Below are 17,851 nucleotides of genomic sequence, written 5' to 3' on the forward strand. Positions count from 1 at the left end.
CTCGGCCGCGTCGTCCACGCTGAGCGTGGTTTGCGTGACCACCGCCAGCCTGGCAGTCTGGGCCGGCAGCAGGCGCGCCACGTCGGCCACTTCTTCCACCAAGTGGATGCCGCTCTCCAACTGGCCCATGGTGCCCTCCACTTCGGGATGTCCCTTGTGGCCAATCATGATGAATTCAAAGCCCTCCTTGTGCAGCTTGGCTACTTCCACGTGGACCTTGGTCACCAGGGGGCAGGTGGCATCAAAGACCCGGAAACCGCGCGCCGCAGCCTCCGCCTGCACCGCGCGGCTGACACCGTGGGCCGAAAAAATCAGCGTGGCGCCGGGCGGTACATCGTTCAGTGATTCAATGAAGACGGCGCCCTTGGCCTTGAGGTCGTTCACCACATAGGTGTTGTGCACAATTTCGTGGCGCACATAAATCGGCGCGCCAAACTTCTGCAGCGCGCGCTCGACAATTTCGATGGCCCGGTCAACCCCGGCGCAAAACCCGCGTGGCTCGGCCAGCAGGATTTCCTGGAGTGAAGTGGAACTGGCAGTGGATGGCATTGAGAAGTCCCGGATAAACTGAAGCCTCATTCTAAAAGACCCCATGCCCTTGAAAGACCTCCCTCTTGACGCCCGGCCGCGCGAAAAGCTGCTCTCGCGCGGACCCGGCGCCCTGAGCGACGCCGAACTGCTGGCCTTGCTGCTGCGCACCGGCATCAAGGGCAAGGGCGTGCTGCAAATGGCGCATGAGCTGCTGCATCTCAAAACCTCCAGCCATGACGACAACGACGGCTTCGATGGCATCGCCGGCCTGCTGCACGCCAGCGCCGACGACCTCCAGCGCGTCAAGGGCCTGGGGCCGGCCAAACGCGCCGAACTGGTGGCGGTGCTGGAACTGTCGCGCCGCGCCCTGGCCCAGCAACTCAGGGAGCGCGCCGTCTTTGCCACGCCCGACACGGTCAAACACTACCTGCAACTGCAGCTCGCAGCCAAGGCGCATGAAGTGTTTGCGGTGCTTTTTCTGGATGTGCAAAACCGCTTGCTGGCGATGGAGGAATTGTTTCGCGGCACGCTCACGCAGACCAGCGTCTACCCGCGCGAGGTGGTGCTGCGCGCCCTACACCACCAGGCCGCGGCGGTGGTGCTGGCGCACAACCACCCGAGCGGCACGGTACAACCGTCGCGCGCCGACGAAGCCTTGACGCAAACCCTCAAGACGGCGCTGGCGCTGATTGATGTGCGGGTGCTCGATCATGTGATCGTGGCGCCCGGTGAGGCGCTGTCGATGGCCCAGCGGGGTTTGCTGTGAGCAGCAGACCAGTCAAGCTTGGCGGTCTGGCCGAGCTCAAGCGGGTCAAGCGCGAGATCGAGGCGCAAGCCCTGCTGCGGGAGCAGCAGGCGGCACAGGCCTTGCGCGCCGAACAACAGGCTGCGGCGGAGAAAAATCTCTTTATCCAGGCCGCCGGCGCGGTGCAGCCGTTGCCCAAAAAAAGTCACGCGCTACTGAAAATACAGCCCACGGAACCGCAGGCAATGCAATACCGGCGCGATGAAAAAGCCGTTCTGAGGGAAGCCATCAGTGATGAATTTGACGTCAGCACGCTGCTTGACGCCGACGATCTGTTGAGCTTTCGCCGCCCCGGCATCGGCACCGATGTGACACGCAAACTGCGCCGCGGTGACTGGACCATCCAGCGTCAAATCGACCTGCACGGCCTGCGCCGCGACGAGGCCCGGGAACATTTGAGCTTTTTCATTCGGGAAGCGCACAAGCAGGGCATTCGCTGTGTGCGCGTGGTGCACGGCAAAGGCCTGGGCTCGCCCGGCAAGGCCCCGGTGCTCAAAAGCCGCGTGCACAGTTGGCTGGTGCAAAAACAGGAAGTGCTGGCCTTTGTGCAGGCCAAACCGGCCGATGGCGGCGCGGGTGCACTGCTGGTGTTGCTGGCGCCGGTGAAGAGCTGAATCCGAGCAAGGATGCAGCAGGGTTATGCGGCTACGACGCCGCGCGCCGCAGTGTCTCCATCACCGGGCGGCGCAACACTTCGCGCAAACCCCACCAGCCCGCCCCCAGCGCCAGTAGGGCGCCGCTGACGGAACCCAGCAGCGGCACCCACAGCGAGACCACCCACTCGAAGTCGAACACATACCGGGCCAGCGCCCAGCCGACCGCCGTGGCGACTATGGAAGCCAGAAATCCGGCCAGCAAACCTACCCCCAACAACTCGGCGCGCTGCACCTGGCGCAGCAAGGTGCTCTTGGCACCGATGGCGCGCATGATGGCGAACTCCCTGGCGCGCTCGTCACGGGTTGCCGTGACAGCCGCAAACAAGACCACCAAACCGGCTGCCAGGGTAAAGCCAAACAAAAACTCGACGGCAGCAATGACCTGGTCCAGCACGCGCTGCACCTGGGCAATGGTGCTGGTCATGTCGACGCTGGTGATATTGGGAAAGCTGCGCACCAAGGCATTGTCAAAGCCGGCACTGGGCGGCGCCTTGAACGCACTCATGTAAGTGGTGGGCACATTGGGCAGATTGCTTACTGGGTACATGACAAAGAAATTGGCCCGCATCGAACCCCAGTCGACCTTGCGCAGGGAGCTTATTCTTGACACCGTCTGTGTGCCGCCAACATCAAAGCTCAGACTGTCGCCGAGCTTCAGCCCGAGGGTTTTGGCAATGCCCTCCTCGACACTGATGGCGCCCTGCTCGTTTTCGGTCCAGCGGCCGGCCACCAACTGGTTCTGCGACGGTTGGGTGGCGCTGTTGGAGAGATTGAACTCGCGGTCCACCAGGTGCTTGGCGCGCTCGTCGGCGTAGTCGTCGGGCGTCACTGCCTTGCCGTTGATCGCAATCAGCCGGCCCCGCATCATCGGGTACCAGTCAAACTTGCTGACCCCGGCATTGCGCAGGGCCAGCTTGAAAGCCTCCCCTTGCTCCGGCATGACATTGATGACAAAGCGGTTCGGTGCGTCGGGCGGCGTGGCTTTGCGCCAACTGCTGATCAGGTCGGTACGCAGCAGCACCAGCAGAATGAGCGCCAGCAAACCGACCGCCAGGGCACTGACCTGCAGCACCGCAAACGCCGGACGCGCCGATATCTGGCGCGTCGCCAGTATCAGCCAGCGTGCGGCAGTGCTGTCGTTGACGCTCCAGCGCAGCAGCTTGACGGCCAGCCAGCTCAGGGTCGCGAACAGCAGCGCGGCCGCGGCAAAGCCGCCCACCGCGATCAGCCCCAGCTTCAGGTCGCTACTGGCGGCCAGCAGCAAAGCAGCAAAGCCGGCCACCCCCAGACCCAGGACACCCAGGGACGCCGGCTTAAGGTTGCCCACATCGCGGCGGATTACCCGCAGCGGCGGCACCTGTGCCAATTGCAGCACCGGCGGCAGGCCAAACGCCAGCAGCAAGGTCAGTCCCATGCCCATGCCAAAGACCACCGGCCAGGCGCCGGCAGCAGGCAGCGCCACCGCCAGCAAACCCGCCAGCAGGATCACAAACACATAATGCAGCGCATAGCCCAGGAGCACGCCCAAGCCGCTGGAGAGCAAACCGATCAGGATGAACTCGAAAGCATAGGCCGACGCCATGCTGCGCTGGCTCAAGCCCAACACGCGCAACATGGCGCAGTCATCCAGGTGTTTGGCGGCAAAGCCGCGTGCCGCCAAGGCCACCGCCACTGCGCTCAAGAGTGCGGCCAGCAAGGCGATCAGGTTAAGAAACTTTTCCGCCCGATCCAGCGTCTGCCCCATTTCCGGACGCCCTCCTTCCAGCGATTCGACACGCACCGCGCGCACACGAAGACGCCTGACCTGGTCCTGCGCCCAGGCCACAAAAGCGGCCACCGCCTGGTCTTCACCGGCCACCGCCAGACGGTAATTGATACGGCTGGCGGGCTGGATCAGTTTGCTGGCCTCGACGTCGGCCTGATTGATCATGACACGCGGCGCAAAACTCATGAAGCCAGCACCCCGGTCCGGTTCGTTCACAATGATTTTTGCAATCCGCAGACGGGTCTCGCCCAGCAGCAGTTGGTCCCCCATCTGCAGCGCCAGGGCATCGAGCAGTGGCGCATCGATCCAGACTTCACCCGGCGCCGGGATGCCGCGCGTCAAGCGCTCAGGCGCGCCGGGCTGACTTGTCACGCTCAGGCTGCCGCGCAAAGGGTAACCCGGCTCGACCACCTTCAACGCCACCAATTTGCTGGCACTGCCTTTGGCATCAGCGGCCCGTCCCATGGTCGGAAAGCCCAGCGTCTGGACCACATCCAGCCCCAGGGCGCGCGCCTGGGCAGCGAATTCGATCGGTGTCGGATTGCTGCTGGAAATCACCGCGTCGCCACCCAGCAACTGCCTGGCGTCGCGCTGCAATCCATTTTTGAAGCGATCGGCAAAGAAGCCAACCGCGGTCAAGGCCGTCACCGCCAAGGTCACCGCCACAATCAGCAAACGCAGTTCGCCGGCGCGCAAATCGCGCCACAGGGAGCGAGCGCCCAAGCGCCAAAAAGTAATATTCATGGCGCTACCATAACCTACCGGAGGCGACGCCGCAGCGCCTGGCAGCGGAACTCAGTTCTTGTAGGCGTCCACCGGAACGTTGATGCTGACTTCGTCACTGACCACGGGGATGTATTTGGTCAAGCCGAAATCCGATCGTTTCAGGTTGGCGGATATATTGCCGGAACACAGTTTCCTCTGGTCAACCGGGCTGACCCCACACTGAAAACCGTTCACCGTGATCCTGAGCGGCTTGCTGACGCCCAGCATGGTGAACAAGCCGTCTGCGGCAACCACTTTGTCGCCCTCGAAGATGAGCTTGTCCGATTTGAAGTTCATGGTCGGAAACTTCTTGACGTTGAACAAGCCTGGGTCGGACAAATGGCTGGTCCAGGCCGCCGACCCCATGTCGATGGACCCTGTCAGGATGGTGAAATCAACACTGCCCGTTTTGTTGGCCAGATCCAGCGTGACTTTGCCGTGCGTCTTGTTGAAGCTGCCCCTCTGCGAGGAGAAGCCTACGCGTGCAATGTCGAAATGCGCCGGCGAATAGGCCGGATCTATCGTATAGGTGTCGGCCGCAAAAGCCGAGCCGGCCAGGCTGCTCAACACCATCGAAATGGCAAGACATTTATTCATGAGAATCTCCGTGGGCAGGTGCCTGTGCAGTGGTCGAGCAGCGTCGCTGACGGCGCGGCCCTGGCATCATTGTTCACCGGGAAAGGCCTGCAAGTAGCCGGCTACAGCCTGGATTTCCTGGGGGCTCAGCAAGTGCGCAATTTGCGTCATGGGCGTGCCCGGCCGCTCATCCGTTCGCTGAAAAACGTTGAGCTGTTTCATCAGGTAGTCCTGGTGCTGATTGGCCAGCCGGGGGAAGGCTGCCATGCCCTGTGCCTTGGGTCCGTGGCAGGCCATGCAGGGAGCGGCCTGCTTGTCCGGCACGCCGTTCTCGAAAATCACCTTGCCTGCGGCCATTTGTTGCGGATCGACCGGGGCGTTGGGTTTGGGCACCTGTCTGGCGAAGTATTCCGCCAGCCCGTTGATCTGATTATCTGAAAGGTGGTGGCTGATGCCCCACATGTATTCGAAGCCGGCCGGATCGGCACGTTGGTGACTTCTGAAGATTTCCAACTGGGCAACGATGTAGCCGGGGGTTTGACCGGCCAGGCGCGGGAAGTTGGGTGAAACCGAATTGCCGTCGACACCATGGCAGATCGAGCAGACCTGCATGGCGGTGACGGCCGGCGGCACATCCGGATTGGCCAGATCGCGTGAGCGCTCCAAATTGGAACAAGCGCTCAAGGCGGCCAGCATTGCCAGCATTGGCAGCCATGCAATACCGTTCATCTTTACTCTCCCCTTAACCGGGTTGGTGATCAGGGGCGCGTCGCTGTTGGAGCGGGACAGTGTGTGTAGGGAGGTCATGATTTAGTAGGCAAACCAGATGTAGCCGAACAAGGTGTTGTTGTCGCTGGCATTGCGCCCGAAGCCGTCATAGTTGTCGCTGGCACCATTGAACTTGCTGTAAGCCGTGTACTGGGCGCCAATCCGGACATTCTGCTTGGGTATCCAGAATGCTTCGTAAGTGATGCCGCTGGTGGCCGGGTTGCCCGCCAGATTGCCGGTGACGCGGGTCGACGAGGCGTTGCAGACCGCGCCAGCGCAGCCGGCGGGATCGAAACCGGATGTCTGATTGAGCGTGTTGCTGGTACCGGTCTTGTTGAAGAAAGCCAGAGCGCCACCGTATTTGGCCTGGTAGACATACGACAGCTTGGCCCGGAAAACGTTGGTCGTATCCGAAGCATTGGCAGCGTCCACCGGCGTCACGCCATCGGCCTGGACGTAAGTGGCGGCGGCCGTGGCGCCGGCCAGTGCATTAGCCGAGTAGGTCTGCACCTGACGCATGTAGGCCAACTGGGCGGTGACGGTATGCGGATCCAGCAAGTACTCGTATTGGGCATCGATGCCGTTGTTGCGGTAATGGCCCAGATTGCCCGGATCCGAGGTGTCGGACCCTGTGTCGTAGACATGCGCAAGCATGCCGGAGGTGCCGATCATGAAGTTATGCGGACCCCACTCGCGCGTCAGTGCCAACCGCCAATAGGGATTGTTGCCGCCATCCAGTTTTGTCTTGCTGGCATCGTCGATACCGGCACTCATGAAGGACAGGCCTTGATTGGCTGTCCGGTAGCTGCCCAGTTCGGCATAGAGCGTCTTGTTCCAGAACGCATAAGCGCTGATGCCGGCGATGTTGCCGCCCGAGCCGTAGCCCGGGTAAGGCGTGCTGGCATCGGAAAACTGATGGCTGGTCAGACTCGCCGCCGGGACATACTGCATCCACGCCGCCGCGGTGTTCCAGGGATCGGAGACGGAAGGATTGTTGTTGACCGACAGTCCGACGATCAGATCCCGATTGCCATCGACAAAACGGTCGGCGTAGCGCAGGTCAAAATTGTCTGCTTGGGAGTGTCCGGAAAAACTTCCGTCATCGTTCAGACTGGCGTAGTTGTCGTAAGTGATCTGGGAAAACAGTCCGATGTTGTCGGTGACCTTGCCGGCAATGAAGAGACTGCCGGATGAAAAAACGCCAGCCCCATTTTTTTGAAAATCGGCTGCCGGGTCGTCGCTCTTGGAGGTATCGGCAACCTTGGCGTAATTGAGTACGCCCATGACCGAAAATGGCATGACCCGGGCGCCAATGGTGTAGCCGGTCATCTTGAACATGCGGCCATAAGGCGTCAGTTCAGGGAACTGGCCACCGGCATGGCAAGCAACACAGTTCTGACCGGTCTGGCGGGCAAAAACCGGCAACGCTTGTGCCTCCATTGGCGCCAAAATCGCGAGACCCGAAAGCGACCCCAAAGCGAGGGTCGAGACTTTCAAAAACCTACGCAGTGTTTGTCTTGAGAAAAAAGGCATCGAATTTTCCTTGTTGCGGTGCAGCGTGCTTGGCGTGGAAAGTAGCGGCATTCGTTCCCTCACATGAAGCTTGACCGGATGTTGGCGCGACTCGGCATGCCAGGCACCGGGCTGCCACGGCCAAGGAAAGTCACTGTGCGTGCGCGACACGGCCACTCAGGCCATGAACAGGTGTTCCGGAACCGAGTTCAGGTCGCCTCCCCAGTTGCCGCCCGAGGCCGGGACTACATGAACGATTCTACGAAGCGGCACCTCTCCGCAAGCTGTCCAAAGCATTACCATTTGGCAATGTTTTGCCATCGCTGCGTGGCAGGATGATGCGCACGCGCAATCCCGGCTCGGCGTCTTCCAGCAGGAGCTCACCACCGTGGAGTTGGGTGAAAGCGGCGACGATGGACAGACCCAAGCCCGTGCCTTCTTTCTGGCGATCAAGGCGATAGAAGCGCTGTAGCACTTTCAAGCGCTGATCTTTCGGAATACCAGGGCCGTTGTCCTGCACAATCAAGTTGATCTTGCTTGACTCCTGTACCACCCGGACTTCTATCCTGGCGGGACTACCGGCATAGTTCAGCGCGTTGTCGAGCAGATTCGCCAACATGCTGGCCAGCAGATCCTGGTCGCCCAGAACGACTGGCTCGCCCTCGATGTGGGCCGTCAAGGCAACGCCTTGATGCTCTGCCGCGGCGTCATAGAGTTCCAGCAGTCGGGTAACGACCTCGCGCAGCGACACCGGCTCAAAGGGTCGGCGCCGTGTGCCCGATTCCGCCTCGGCGATCTGAAGCGACTTGTCCAGTACAAGGATCAGGCCGTCGATTTGATCGATGGCGAAGTTCCCCGCCAACGTCAGGTTCCGCACCTCCGGCCTGCCTTGCAATGCCTCGTGCAAGTGGCCGCGAACCCGGCCCAGGGGGGTTCGCAGATTGTGCGCGATGGTATTGGAAACATGACGAACACCTTCCATCAGACGCTCGATGCGGTCCAGCATGCGGTTGATGTCCGCGCCGAGCCGGTCAAATTCGTCGGCTTCCCTGGACAAGGGGATGCGCCGGCTCAGGTCGCCCATTTCGATTTCCGAGGCCGTACGGCGAATCGCCCCTATCCGGCTTTCGATCTGTCGCCGCAACAGCAGCGTCCCGCCAAGCGCCAGCAGCAGTGCCAGCAAACCGCCCAACGCGATGGCCTCACCGATCAGGCGACCAATCTGGTTCAAGTCCGTCATGTCGCGGCCGACCACCAGCAGCGCCCCGTTGGACAGTCGGTGCAGCCGCACGCGGCCGACAGACGCTCGGCCGCGCCGCACAACCTCATGATCGATCACCTGGTCCATCGGCACAGTCCCATCGGTCCAGGCAGAAATATTGCCAGCGAGCTTGCGCCCAACGGGGTCGACCAGCAGGCAGATCTCAGTGTCCGAGTCCACTCCATCGTTCAAGGTCTCTTCGATCCGGTTGACCAGGGATGGCAAGCCCATGCCCTCGGCATCGTCGGCAAATCGCTGGCTGACGGCGCTGATCTTGCTGTCGGCAGCCCGGCTCAGTGCACCGACGGTGCCGACGTAGAACACCAGCGATAACAGCCCGGTGGATACCAGCACCAGCAGGCCACAGATCAAGGCCAGGCGGAAAGCGACCGAATGCAAAATCCTAGTCACGCAATCCAACCAGGTAACCGACGCCGCGCACCGTATGCAGCAAGGCGGGGCTGAACCCTTTGTCGATCTTGTTGCGCAGCCGGCTGATTTGAACGTCGATGACGTTCGTCTTGGGATCGAAATGAAAATCCCAAACCGCCTCCAAAAGCATGGTCCGTGTCACTACCTGCCCCTGATGCCGCACCAGATATTCGAGCAGGCGAAACTCCCTCGGCTGCAAGGCAATCGACTGGCCCGAGCGCTCGACGCGGCGGCTTCTCAAATTGACTTTGAGATCGGCCACCTGGAGTTCGTCAACGTCCTCGCGTACGCCGGTGCGCCGCAGCAAGGCTTCGATGCGGGCCAGCAGTTCCGAGAAGGCAAAGGGTTTGGTCAGGTAGTCGTCCGCGCCACCGCGCAGTCCGCGCACCCGTTCATCCAGGCTGGCCAAGGCACTCAGGATCAGCACCGGTGTCTTGATGCCGGACTCCCGCAGAGTCCTGAGGATTGCCAGACCATCCATGTCGCCCGCAAGCATGCGGTCAACAATCATCAGATCCCAGGGTTCATTTTTTGCAAGATGCAAGCCCTCCAGGCCATCCGCGCAGTGCGCCGCCGAGTAGCCGCTTTCCTGCAAGCCCTTGCACAGATAACGGGCCGTATCGGCTTCATCCTCAATCACCAGAACACGCATATTCACGATCACTGTGACGCAGCAACGCTCAGGTGAACGGCTCTCAAGAACTTGTCCGTAAATAACTGGAGGTCGCGTTGGGACGCAATCGGGATGAGTTGCCCGCCAACATTTCGCAGCATGGGCTGCCTGCCCATGCAAGGAATTTGGTGAGCAAATCGCCCGATTTCGACCCAACCCTGCGGGCAAAAGGATTTTCGGGCGGTCTGCTTCGTTACAAAATCAGCCAAGGCAGCCAGCCTTGGCTTGGATTTTGCGCCTCGCATTCCATCCCGAAAATTCATTTGCGCGGCCCCCAGTTATTTACGGACAAGTTCTAAGCCGTGTCTGCCGACTGGGAAAGTTTCAGACCCAGTTTAAGGAGCGTCCAGTTCAGCTTGGAAACCGAATAAAACGGTCTGGTCGGCCACGCGACATTGTGTACGGGTTGGCCTTTCACAAGGGCCAAGGTGATCGATTTTGCGGCCTCCGGACCGGCTGGACAGGTCCAGTTGCGGCCGTCCTGGATCACGCATTGGCTGAGCTTGGCGGATGGTTCGGGCGAACCCAAGACCCAGAACAGAACCTCGCCACGGTTCTTCAAAGCCCGATAACGGTAGCGCGCGGCAGCGCTCAGTTGTCCGCTACAGCGGTTGCCTGCCCAGGCGCCATTGACACATTCAACGGTGTACACCGTGCGCTCGCTTTGCAGCGTGACTCTATCAGTGCCCCAAACGAAGGGAACAAGGACAACGACACCGGCAGCAAGAACCCATTTAACTATCAATCTTTTAACCTCAAACCGAAACGACCCCGCATTCTCGCACCAAGCAATGACAGCGCCCGGACTCAGCCGCTGGAACGCAAGCCGCGATCAGCCAGTTCCGGCTGCAGTTGCAGACGCTCTGCGCCCGTGTAGCAAAGAAAACGCTTGTTGGTGGCCCGGCCAATCGCGCACAAACCCAGCCGCTGCGCCACTTGGTGGCCCATCTGGGTTATGCCGCTGCGCGATACCACAATCGGCACCCCCATTTGCGCCGACTTGATCACCATCTCGCTGGTCAATCGACCGGTCGTGTAGAACACTTTGTCGGTGCCCTCCATGTCCTGCAGCCACATCCAGCCGGCAATCGTGTCGATGGCATTGTGGCGCCCTACATCTTCCACAAACAGCAGCATCTCCTCGGCCCGAAACAGGGCGCAGCCATGCACCGAACCGGCTGATTTGTAGGTGCTCTCCTGCTGCCGGATGACGTTGACAATGCCGTACAACTGCGATTGCGTCAGGGTGGCCGACGGCAGCACCAGTTGGTCCACTTCATCCATCAGGTCACCAAACACGCTGCCCTGGCCGCAGCCGGTGGTAACAACTCGCTTGGCGGTGCGTGCGCGAAGGTCGGAAATGCCACGGCGCGTTTTCACGGCGGCCGCGCCTACGTCCCAGTCGACCGTGATGGATTCGACTTCCCGCGGCGACCGCACCAGGCGCTGATTGCGCAGGAAACCCAGTACCAGCAATTCCGGTTCGGCACCCAGGGTCATCAGTGTCACCAACTCACGCTTGTCGACATAGACGGTAAGAGCCCGCTCGGCCGGGACAGAGACGCTGGAGAGCTCGCCAAATTCGTTGACCGCGCTAACCTCCTGCGTCAGGGGCGCGCGGGCCTGGGTCAGATAAGGCAAGCGGCTCAGGATTTCTTGGCCGCGGGGGCGCTGGAAGCCGGAGTCGTTACCGGACTCGCGGCGGCGGGGGCGTAAACAAAAGGCCCTGGATCGGCGCACGGCGCGGTGGCAACAGCCGGCCTGGTCTCCTTGCCGCCGGCCTTGGCGGTCTTGTAAAAATGGGCCGCCACCTTGTCCTGCGATTTGCACAGCAGATAGTTGTCGACTTTGCCGCTCCAGGCGGTCTTGGCAGCCGCTTCGGCCGCCTTGGCCTTGGCTTGGTCGGACGGAGCAGGCAGCTTGGCCATGGCAACGCCGCCGAACAAGAGCACACTGCCCATTGTCAATATTTGTTTCAGACTAATCTTCATGCAGACTCCTCATACTTGAACCGGCTGGCTGGCAGCGCCGCTTTGCGAGCGCTGCGCGGGTATTTTGCCGCTCTTGATGTCGGCAAGCCATAGCGCATGATGCTCCCTGGCCCAGGCCTCGTCCACATAACCGGTCTTCATGCCCTCGTAGGCGCCCTTGGTGCCCAGCGTACCCATGTAGATGTGACCCAAGAACATGCACAGCATCGCGATATTGGAGACCGCATGCACCATGTGGGCCACCTGCATGCTGGCGCGCTCGTAGACCAAACCGGGCAGCAGCTTGTCCATGAACAAGCCGGACGCCACCACGATCAGACCGAGCACAAAGACGCCACCCCAATAGGTCACTTTCTCACCGGCATTGAAGCGACCCGATTCGATTTCCTGGCCGGACAAAATGCCGCCGCCTTTGAGCATCCAGTTCAGGTCCCCCCGGGCCGGCAGGTTATCGCGCATGAAGGTTGCAATCACGATCAACAGGGACACCGTAAAGAGCGGCCCGGCAAAATTGTGCACGTTTTTCAAAACATAGGCCAACCAGCCAAACAAGGTGCTGCCCAGGACCGGCAGCAGAAAGAATTTGCCAAAGGCCATCACCACACCGGAAATAGCCAGGACACTGAAAGCGATGGCGTTGGCCCAATGCGCGGAGCGCTCCAATGGCGTGAAGCGCTCGACCAAACGTCCGGTCGGTTCGTCTTTCACTTTCATGGGCCCTATGCGCCAGTGAAAAAGTGCGATCGCCACCAGCACAATCAGCAGCAAGGCCCCGCCGTAGGGAAGGATGATCCGGTTGCGCACCTGACGCCAGGCCTCGCCGGCATTGGTCAAACGCGAGCCTGGGTATTGCACATAGGGCTGAATCAGGTTGCCGGCCTCGGGTGCCTCCGATTTGGGCAGGCTGCTGTAGCCGGTGACGCCGGAGCCGACCTGGCGCCACATCGGCGCATTGTTGCCGGGCTGCACCTTGGAGCGTTCGCCGTTGGTCTGCGTCGCATAACCCGGCTCACTGCTGGCATCGGGTTTCACATCCAGAATATTTTGACTCTGAACGGCCGGCACAGCCGAGGCTGCCACCGCCACCAGCGGTGGATTGGGTCCAGGCGCCTTGCTTTGCGCCAGCACGCCAGAGCCCGCCAGCAGCAGCAACAGAGCAACAGAAAAGGCTTTGTTCATGCGAGCCTCCTGCTCAGTTCATCCGACCGTAATCGTTCTGACCCTGTTGCGTGCGGGCCTTCAACTGCGACTCCCAACTGACCTTGTCGCCCTGCTTCCAGCCCGCCGCGGCAAACCCCTTGCCGGTGCCGTTGTAAGGCGCCACATCCTTCGTCACGGCGCCCAGTGCCTGCGGCTTCTCGCCGCAAGCGCCGAGCAACGCTGCCAAGGCCACCAGCCAGATTGCGTGTTTCATGATTTGGCTCCCTCGGGTGCCACAACGCCCGGTTGCCCGGCCTGTTTGGAACCGTAAGCAGTGCCCCAGCCCCACACTTCCGCGCCCTTGCCGCGCTTGAGCACACGGTTGCGGAAGATGTCGGCCACCACATCGCCGTCGCCGGCGATCAAGGCCTTGGTGGAACACATTTCGGCGCAGATCGGCAATTTGCCTTCGGCCAGGCGATTGCGGCCGTATTTTTCGAACTCGGCCTGGCTGCCATTGGCCTCCGGGCCACCGGCACAGAAGGTGCATTTGTCCATCTTGCCGCGCACGCCAAAAGTGCCTTGCGAGGGAAACTGCGGTGCACCGAACGGACAGGCGTAAGCGCAGTAGCCGCAGCCGATGCAGACATCCTTGTCGTGCAAGACCACCCCTTCATCGGTGCGGTAAAAACAGTTGACCGGGCAGACCGCCATGCACGGCGCATCGCTGCAATGCATGCACGCCACCGAGATCGACTTCTCGCCCGGCACACCGTCGTTGAGGGTGACCACGCGGCGCCGATTGACACCCCAGGGCACCTCGTGCTCGTTCTTGCAAGCGGTCACGCAACCGTTGCACTCAATGCAACGCTCGGCGTCACAAACAAATTTCATACGGGCCATACAACTCTCCTCTAATCAGTTGAGGACAGAGCAAAATTGCTGCGCAATTCTTGGTCTGTCCCGCAAGGTTTCATGCTTTTTCGACGTTGCAAACGGTCGTCTTGGTCTCTTGCATCATGGTCACGGAGTCATAACCGTAAGTGGTCGCGGTATTGATGGCCTCGCCGCGCACGATGGGCGCCGCACCATTGGGGTAATAAGCCAGCATGTCAACGCCCTGCCAGCGCCCCGAGAAGTGAAACGGCATGAACACGGTGTCTGCTCCGACCCGTTCCGTCACCATCGCCTGGACATTCAGGCGAGCGCCGGTAGGGGTGGAGACCCAGGCCCGCTCGCCATTGCGAATGCCTTTGGCCGCCGCCACCTTGGGGTTGATCTCGATGAACATCTCCTGCTGCAACTCGGCCAGCCACGGATTGGAGCGGGTTTCCTCGCCGCCGCCTTCGTACTCGACCAGGCGACCCGAGGTCATGATGAAGGGGAACTTCTCGTGCACCTTGTCGGCGATGTTCTTTTGCTGGACCGTCTTGTACAGTGTCGGCAAACGCCAGAACGCTTTCTTGTCGTCATGCGTCGGGTACTTGGCCACCAGGTCGGGCCGGATACCGTACAAAGGCTCCCGGTGCTGCGGAATGGCGTCCGGGAAGTTCCACACCACGGCGCGCGCCTTGGCATTGCCAAAGGGATGGCAGCCATGTACTTTCAGGACCACGCGCTGGATGCCGCCCGACAGATCGGTCTTCCAGTTCTTGCCTTCCGCCGCCTTCTTCTCGGCTTCCGTGAGGTCGTCCCACCAGCCCAGTTTCTTCAGCAGCACATGATCGAACTCGGGGTAGCCGGTGGTGATGTCGGCACCCAGGGAATGCGAACCGTCCTCGGCCAGCAGATTGACGCCTTCGCGCTCGACCCCGAAATTGGCGCGGAAGTTGCCGCCGCCGTCCATCACGTGCTTGGAGGTGTCGTACAGATTGGGCGAGCCCGGGTGCTTGAGTTCCGGCTTGCCGTAGCAAGGCCAGGGCAGACCGAAGTAATCGCCGGTGAAGTCATAGCCGGTCTGCTTGTCGGTACCGCCTTTGGCCCGGAGCGTCTTGACGTCAAACAGATGCATGTTGCGCATGTGCGCCTTCAGCCGTTCCGGGCTTTGGCCGGTATAGCCAATGGTCCACATCGAGGCGTTGATCTCGCGCAGAATGTCCTCCGGCACCGGCTCATCCAGGCCCTTGACTTTCTGCATCTTGTAGTTCTTGGACAACTCCTTGCCAAAGCCCAGCTTGTCGGCAAACTGCTGCATGATCATGTGGTCGGTGCGGCTTTCCCACAGCGGCTCTATCACTTTCTCACGCCATTGCAGGGAACGGTTGGAGGCCGTTACCGAGCCGCTGGTTTCGAACTGGGTGGCGGCCGGCAACAGATACACCGCGCGGTTCGGGTTGAGGTCCTCCGGCTTGCCGGGCATTGCCGCCATGGCCGCCGTGGCCGATGGATAGGGGTCAACCACCACCAGCAAATCGAGCTTGTCCATGGCGCGCTTCATCTCCAGTCCCCGGGTCTGGGAATTGGGTGAGTGGCCCCAGTAGAAGCCGCCGCGCAGATTGGAATCCTGGTCGATCAACTCGTTTTTCTCCAGCACACCATCGATCCAGCGCGACACCGTAATGCCGGGCTTGCTCATCATGGCGGGTGACGAAAAGCGGCCTTTGATCCATTCGAAATCGACCCCCCAGACCTTGGCAAAATGCTTCCAGGAGCCTTCCACGATGCCGAAGTAACCGGGCAGCGAGTCAGGGTTCGGACCGACATCGGTGGCACCCTGCACGTTGTCGTGGCCGCGGAAGATATTGGTACCGCCACCGGACTTGCCGACATTGCCCAGCGCCAGTTGCAGGATGCAGGAAGCCCGCACCATGGCATTGCCAATGGTGTGCTGGGTTTGTCCCATGCACCAGACCAGGGTGCTGGGCCGGTTCTCGCTCATCAAGGTGGCGACGCGCAACACCTGCGCCTCCGCGACACCGCAGGCTTCTTCGACCTTGTCCGGCGTCCACTTGGCCAGCACCTCTTCCTTGACCTTCTCCATGCCATAGACACGGTCATTGATGTACTTCTTGTCTTCCCAACCATTCTTGAAGACGTGGTACAGCACACCGAACAGGAACGGAATATCGGAACCCGAGCGAATCCGCACATACTCGTCGGCCTTGGCCGCGGTACGGGTAAAGCGCGGGTCCACCACAATCATCTTGGTGCCGCCCTCCTTGGCGTGCAACATGTGCAGCAGGCTCACCGGATGCGCCTCGGCGGCGTTCGAGCCGATGTACAGCGCACACTTGCTGTTCTGCATGTCGTTGTACGAATTGGTCATGGCGCCATAACCCCAGGTATTGGCGACGCCGGCCACGGTGGTGGAGTGGCAGATGCGGGCCTGGTGGTCGCAGTTGTTGCTGCCCCAAAGGCTGACGAATTTGCGCAGCAGGTAGGCCTGCTCGTTGTTGTGCTTGCTGGAGCCGACCCAGTAAATGGAGTCCGGACCACTGGCCTTGCGCAAGTCCATCAGCCTGGCGCTGATTTCGGTCAACGCGGTGTCCCAACTGATGCGCTGATACTTGCCGTTGACCAGTTTCATCGGGTAGCGCAGCCGGAACTCGCCGTGCCCGTGCTCGCGCAGGGCGGCACCCTTGGCGCAATGGGAACCGAGGTTGATCGGGGAATCAAACACCGGCTCCTGGCGCACCCAGACGCCGTTCTCCACCACCGCATCAACGGCGCAACCGACCGAACAATGGGTGCAAACGGTGCGCCTGATCTCGATCTTGCCGTCACCCAGCGCCACGCTGCCCGGTGCGGCGTTAGCCTTTTTCACCAGCGTCAGTTGCGAAGCCGCAATGCCGACGCCAACACCCAGGCCAGAGCGTCGCAGAAAGGCGCGCCGGTCCATGGTCGGCAAGGCTTGCGACAAACCACGGCGCAAACTGTGCGAAAAAGGGGAATGGGCCACTGAGCCAGCGGTGCCCGACTTCTTGGTTAACAACATGAAAGTCTCCAACAACGGTGTGATGGCGGGGAATCAGACGAGCGTCGTCTTGTAGTACTGCTTGACGTGATCGCTCAGGGAGTAGCCGCCACCTTTTTCAGGGGCCGGTTTTGGCAATGGCGGCTCCACCGGCGTTTGCATCTTTAACCAGCCGGCCGAAGCCAGCGTGGCACCGGCGACGGATGCCGATAGAAAAAATCCCCGGCGCGAAGCCTTGGGCTGGCTGTTAGGCATGTAGTTCTCCAACTTATTTAGCGCTTATGCAATCGAGTTCATAGTGTAGGTAGAACAGCGCCACATCACAACGAAAACAGGGATTTATCGACCTAGGGTAAACCCGGGATTGCACCGGTGTAAACAGGGTCCGGCAGGCAACCCCGAAAATCAATTCAGGCCACCCCAATTGCCGGCGCGCATTCTAAGTCAACATGTCAAAACCCTGGGCTTCAACGCCCATAAAAGCGCGGGTGAGTTGGGCCAGCGCGGCATAAAAACAAGCCTTCGGGTGCTGCTCAAGCGCGTCGCACAAGCGCATCACCCAGGGCTGCAGATGGACCGCAAAGAACTCGCGCTGGCGCGTCAGGTTGGCGACGGCAACGTCGTCACCGGCGATCAGGTAGCGCATGACTTCACACAGGTAGGCGATGTGGTCCTCGGTCTCGGACATCTTCTGATCGCGCGCCAGACCGAGCTGGTCCAGGTCGGCACGCAGCCTGGCGAGTGGCTTTTCGTTCAGGAAACCGCTCAGAAAATGGGAACCGTAGAGGTAAATTTCGGGTTTTCCGATACCGCCAAACAAGGCATCGTATTCACTTTGAATGGCCTCTGCCGGCAGCTCGCGGGCCAGGCCCACCAGAGCCCGCCAAGGCTCCTCCAGAAAAGCGCCAGCCGCTGGCGCCTCGGTCACGGCCACCCGCAATTGCGCCAGCAACGCGGCGGTCGGCGGCGCATAGTACAAAAGAGCCAGCAGCCCGTAAAGCTCGGAGCGGGCGGTTTCTTCGTCGAGCGCACTGGACGGCGCTAAAGAGGGTACGGGCAGCAT

The 17,851-nt window shown here is 61.0% G+C and carries 19 protein-coding genes; 3 read left to right on the top strand and 16 right to left on the bottom strand.

The annotated features are described in order from the left end of the window. Positions 1-549: 4-hydroxy-3-methylbut-2-enyl diphosphate reductase (gene ispH / locus PHS32_RS01965; RefSeq protein WP_301077085.1), on the bottom strand; the 549-nt coding region annotated here is incomplete at its 3' end. A gap of 43 nt (positions 550-592) precedes the next feature. On the opposite strand from ispH, the gene radC reads away from it, so the two are divergent. Together radC and PHS32_RS01975 are read left to right on the top strand one after the other, a co-directional pair. Then, positions 593-1,297: a DNA repair protein RadC gene (gene radC / locus PHS32_RS01970; RefSeq protein WP_301077086.1), complete on the top strand. Its 705-nt coding sequence runs from the start codon at positions 593-595 to the stop codon at positions 1,295-1,297. After that, positions 1,294-1,950: a Smr/MutS family protein gene (locus PHS32_RS01975; RefSeq protein ID WP_301077087.1), complete on the top strand. Its 657-nt coding sequence runs from the start codon at positions 1,294-1,296 to the stop codon at positions 1,948-1,950. Before radC ends, PHS32_RS01975 begins: the two co-directional genes overlap by 4 nt. Before the next feature lie 31 nt (positions 1,951-1,981). Here the strand turns inward: PHS32_RS01975 and PHS32_RS01980 are convergent, their stop codons facing one another. The 6 genes from PHS32_RS01980 to PHS32_RS02005 form a co-directional block, all read right to left on the bottom strand. Beyond that, the gene (locus PHS32_RS01980) at positions 1,982-4,501 is read right to left on the bottom strand and encodes an FtsX-like permease family protein (RefSeq protein ID WP_301077088.1); all 2,520 of its coding nucleotides are present in this window, start codon (positions 4,499-4,501) and stop codon (positions 1,982-1,984) included. Positions 4,502-4,552: 51 nt separating this feature from the next. After that, positions 4,553-5,119, bottom strand: coding sequence for a YceI family protein (locus tag PHS32_RS01985; protein WP_301077089.1), 567 nt, complete (start codon positions 5,117-5,119; stop codon positions 4,553-4,555). Between the two features lie 66 nt (positions 5,120-5,185). Then, positions 5,186-5,905 carry a c-type cytochrome gene (locus PHS32_RS01990; protein ID WP_301077090.1) on the bottom strand — a complete coding sequence of 240 codons (720 nt, stop codon included), beginning with the start codon at positions 5,903-5,905 and terminating at the stop codon, positions 5,186-5,188. Positions 5,906-5,908: 3 nt separating this feature from the next. After that, a complete protein-coding gene (locus tag PHS32_RS01995; RefSeq protein ID WP_301077091.1) occupies positions 5,909-7,306 on the bottom strand; it encodes a cytochrome C in 1,398 nt (465 codons plus the stop codon). Positions 7,307-7,637: 331 nt separating this feature from the next. Next, positions 7,638-9,050 carry a HAMP domain-containing sensor histidine kinase gene (locus PHS32_RS02000; RefSeq protein WP_301077092.1) on the bottom strand — a complete coding sequence of 471 codons (1,413 nt, stop codon included), beginning with the start codon at positions 9,048-9,050 and terminating at the stop codon, positions 7,638-7,640. Further along, a complete protein-coding gene (locus tag PHS32_RS02005) occupies positions 9,043-9,723 on the bottom strand; it encodes a response regulator transcription factor (RefSeq protein ID WP_301077249.1) in 681 nt (226 codons plus the stop codon). The genes PHS32_RS02000 and PHS32_RS02005 overlap by 8 nt, the downstream gene beginning before the upstream one ends. Positions 9,724-9,872: 149 nt before the next feature. Here PHS32_RS02005 and PHS32_RS02010 point away from each other — a divergent pair, with 149 nt between their 5' ends. Next, positions 9,873-10,043, top strand: coding sequence for a hypothetical protein (locus PHS32_RS02010; protein WP_301077093.1), 171 nt, complete (start codon positions 9,873-9,875; stop codon positions 10,041-10,043). Here the strand turns inward: PHS32_RS02010 and PHS32_RS02015 are convergent. The 9 genes from PHS32_RS02015 to PHS32_RS02055 form a co-directional block, all read right to left on the bottom strand. Then, positions 10,040-10,489 (bottom strand): hypothetical protein, encoded by a 450-nt coding sequence (locus PHS32_RS02015; protein ID WP_301077094.1) that lies wholly within the window; start codon positions 10,487-10,489, stop codon positions 10,040-10,042. The two genes, PHS32_RS02010 and PHS32_RS02015, sit on opposite strands and share 4 nt — an antisense overlap. Positions 10,490-10,551: 62 nt before the next feature. Next, positions 10,552-11,394, bottom strand: coding sequence for a formate dehydrogenase accessory sulfurtransferase FdhD (gene fdhD / locus PHS32_RS02020; protein WP_301077250.1), 843 nt, complete (start codon positions 11,392-11,394; stop codon positions 10,552-10,554). Continuing rightward, positions 11,391-11,735 (bottom strand): hypothetical protein, encoded by a 345-nt coding sequence (locus PHS32_RS02025; protein ID WP_301077095.1) that lies wholly within the window; start codon positions 11,733-11,735, stop codon positions 11,391-11,393. The genes fdhD and PHS32_RS02025 overlap by 4 nt, the downstream gene beginning before the upstream one ends. A gap of 9 nt (positions 11,736-11,744) precedes the next feature. Continuing rightward, on the bottom strand, positions 11,745-12,914 hold the full coding sequence (locus PHS32_RS02030) for a formate dehydrogenase subunit gamma (RefSeq protein WP_301077096.1): 1,170 nt from the start codon (positions 12,912-12,914) through the stop codon (positions 11,745-11,747). Positions 12,915-12,927: 13 nt separating this feature from the next. After that, on the bottom strand, positions 12,928-13,149 hold the full coding sequence (locus tag PHS32_RS02035; protein ID WP_301077097.1) for a hypothetical protein: 222 nt from the start codon (positions 13,147-13,149) through the stop codon (positions 12,928-12,930). Further along, positions 13,146-13,778, bottom strand: a complete 633-nt coding sequence (gene fdh3B, locus PHS32_RS02040; protein ID WP_301077098.1) for a formate dehydrogenase FDH3 subunit beta — start codon at positions 13,776-13,778, stop codon at positions 13,146-13,148. Before fdh3B ends, PHS32_RS02035 begins: the two co-directional genes overlap by 4 nt. Before the next feature lie 70 nt (positions 13,779-13,848). After that, positions 13,849-16,809, bottom strand: coding sequence for a formate dehydrogenase subunit alpha (locus PHS32_RS02045; protein WP_301077099.1), 2,961 nt, complete (start codon positions 16,807-16,809; stop codon positions 13,849-13,851). 33 nt (positions 16,810-16,842) lie between these two features. Beyond that, positions 16,843-17,043, bottom strand: coding sequence for a formate dehydrogenase (locus PHS32_RS02050; protein WP_301077100.1), 201 nt, complete (start codon positions 17,041-17,043; stop codon positions 16,843-16,845). 184 nt (positions 17,044-17,227) lie between these two features. Next, on the bottom strand, positions 17,228-17,851 hold the full coding sequence (locus PHS32_RS02055) for a molecular chaperone TorD family protein (RefSeq protein ID WP_301077101.1): 624 nt from the start codon (positions 17,849-17,851) through the stop codon (positions 17,228-17,230).

This window comes from Rhodoferax sp., assembly GCF_028714215.1.
Classification (GTDB): Bacteria; Pseudomonadota; Gammaproteobacteria; order Burkholderiales; family Burkholderiaceae_C; genus Rhodoferax.

Bases quoted from the DNA above. Each gene is read 5' to 3' on its own strand.
- PHS32_RS02050 (WP_301077100.1), bottom strand. From the start codon at position 17,043: ATGCCTAACAGCCAGCCCAAGGCTTCGCGCCGGGGATTTTTTCTATCG.
- radC (WP_301077086.1), top strand. From the start codon at position 593: ATGCCCTTGAAAGACCTCCCTCTTGACGCCCGGCCGCGCGAAAAGCTG.
- PHS32_RS01985 (WP_301077089.1), bottom strand. From the start codon at position 5,119: ATGAATAAATGTCTTGCCATTTCGATGGTGTTGAGCAGCCTGGCCGGC.
- PHS32_RS02045 (WP_301077099.1), bottom strand. From the start codon at position 16,809: ATGTTGTTAACCAAGAAGTCGGGCACCGCTGGCTCAGTGGCCCATTCC.
- PHS32_RS01995 (WP_301077091.1), bottom strand. From the start codon at position 7,306: ATGGAGGCACAAGCGTTGCCGGTTTTTGCCCGCCAGACCGGTCAGAAC.
- PHS32_RS02030 (WP_301077096.1), bottom strand. From the start codon at position 12,914: ATGAACAAAGCCTTTTCTGTTGCTCTGTTGCTGCTGCTGGCGGGCTCT.
- fdh3B (WP_301077098.1), bottom strand. From the start codon at position 13,778: ATGGCCCGTATGAAATTTGTTTGTGACGCCGAGCGTTGCATTGAGTGC.
- PHS32_RS02055 (WP_301077101.1), bottom strand. From the start codon at position 17,851: ATGCTGCCCGTACCCTCTTTAGCGCCGTCCAGTGCGCTCGACGAAGAA.
- PHS32_RS01980 (WP_301077088.1), bottom strand. From the start codon at position 4,501: ATGAATATTACTTTTTGGCGCTTGGGCGCTCGCTCCCTGTGGCGCGAT.
- PHS32_RS02005 (WP_301077249.1), bottom strand. From the start codon at position 9,723: ATGCGTGTTCTGGTGATTGAGGATGAAGCCGATACGGCCCGTTATCTG.
- PHS32_RS02035 (WP_301077097.1), bottom strand. From the start codon at position 13,149: ATGAAACACGCAATCTGGCTGGTGGCCTTGGCAGCGTTGCTCGGCGCT.
- PHS32_RS01990 (WP_301077090.1), bottom strand. From the start codon at position 5,905: ATGACCTCCCTACACACACTGTCCCGCTCCAACAGCGACGCGCCCCTG.
- PHS32_RS02025 (WP_301077095.1), bottom strand. From the start codon at position 11,735: ATGAAGATTAGTCTGAAACAAATATTGACAATGGGCAGTGTGCTCTTG.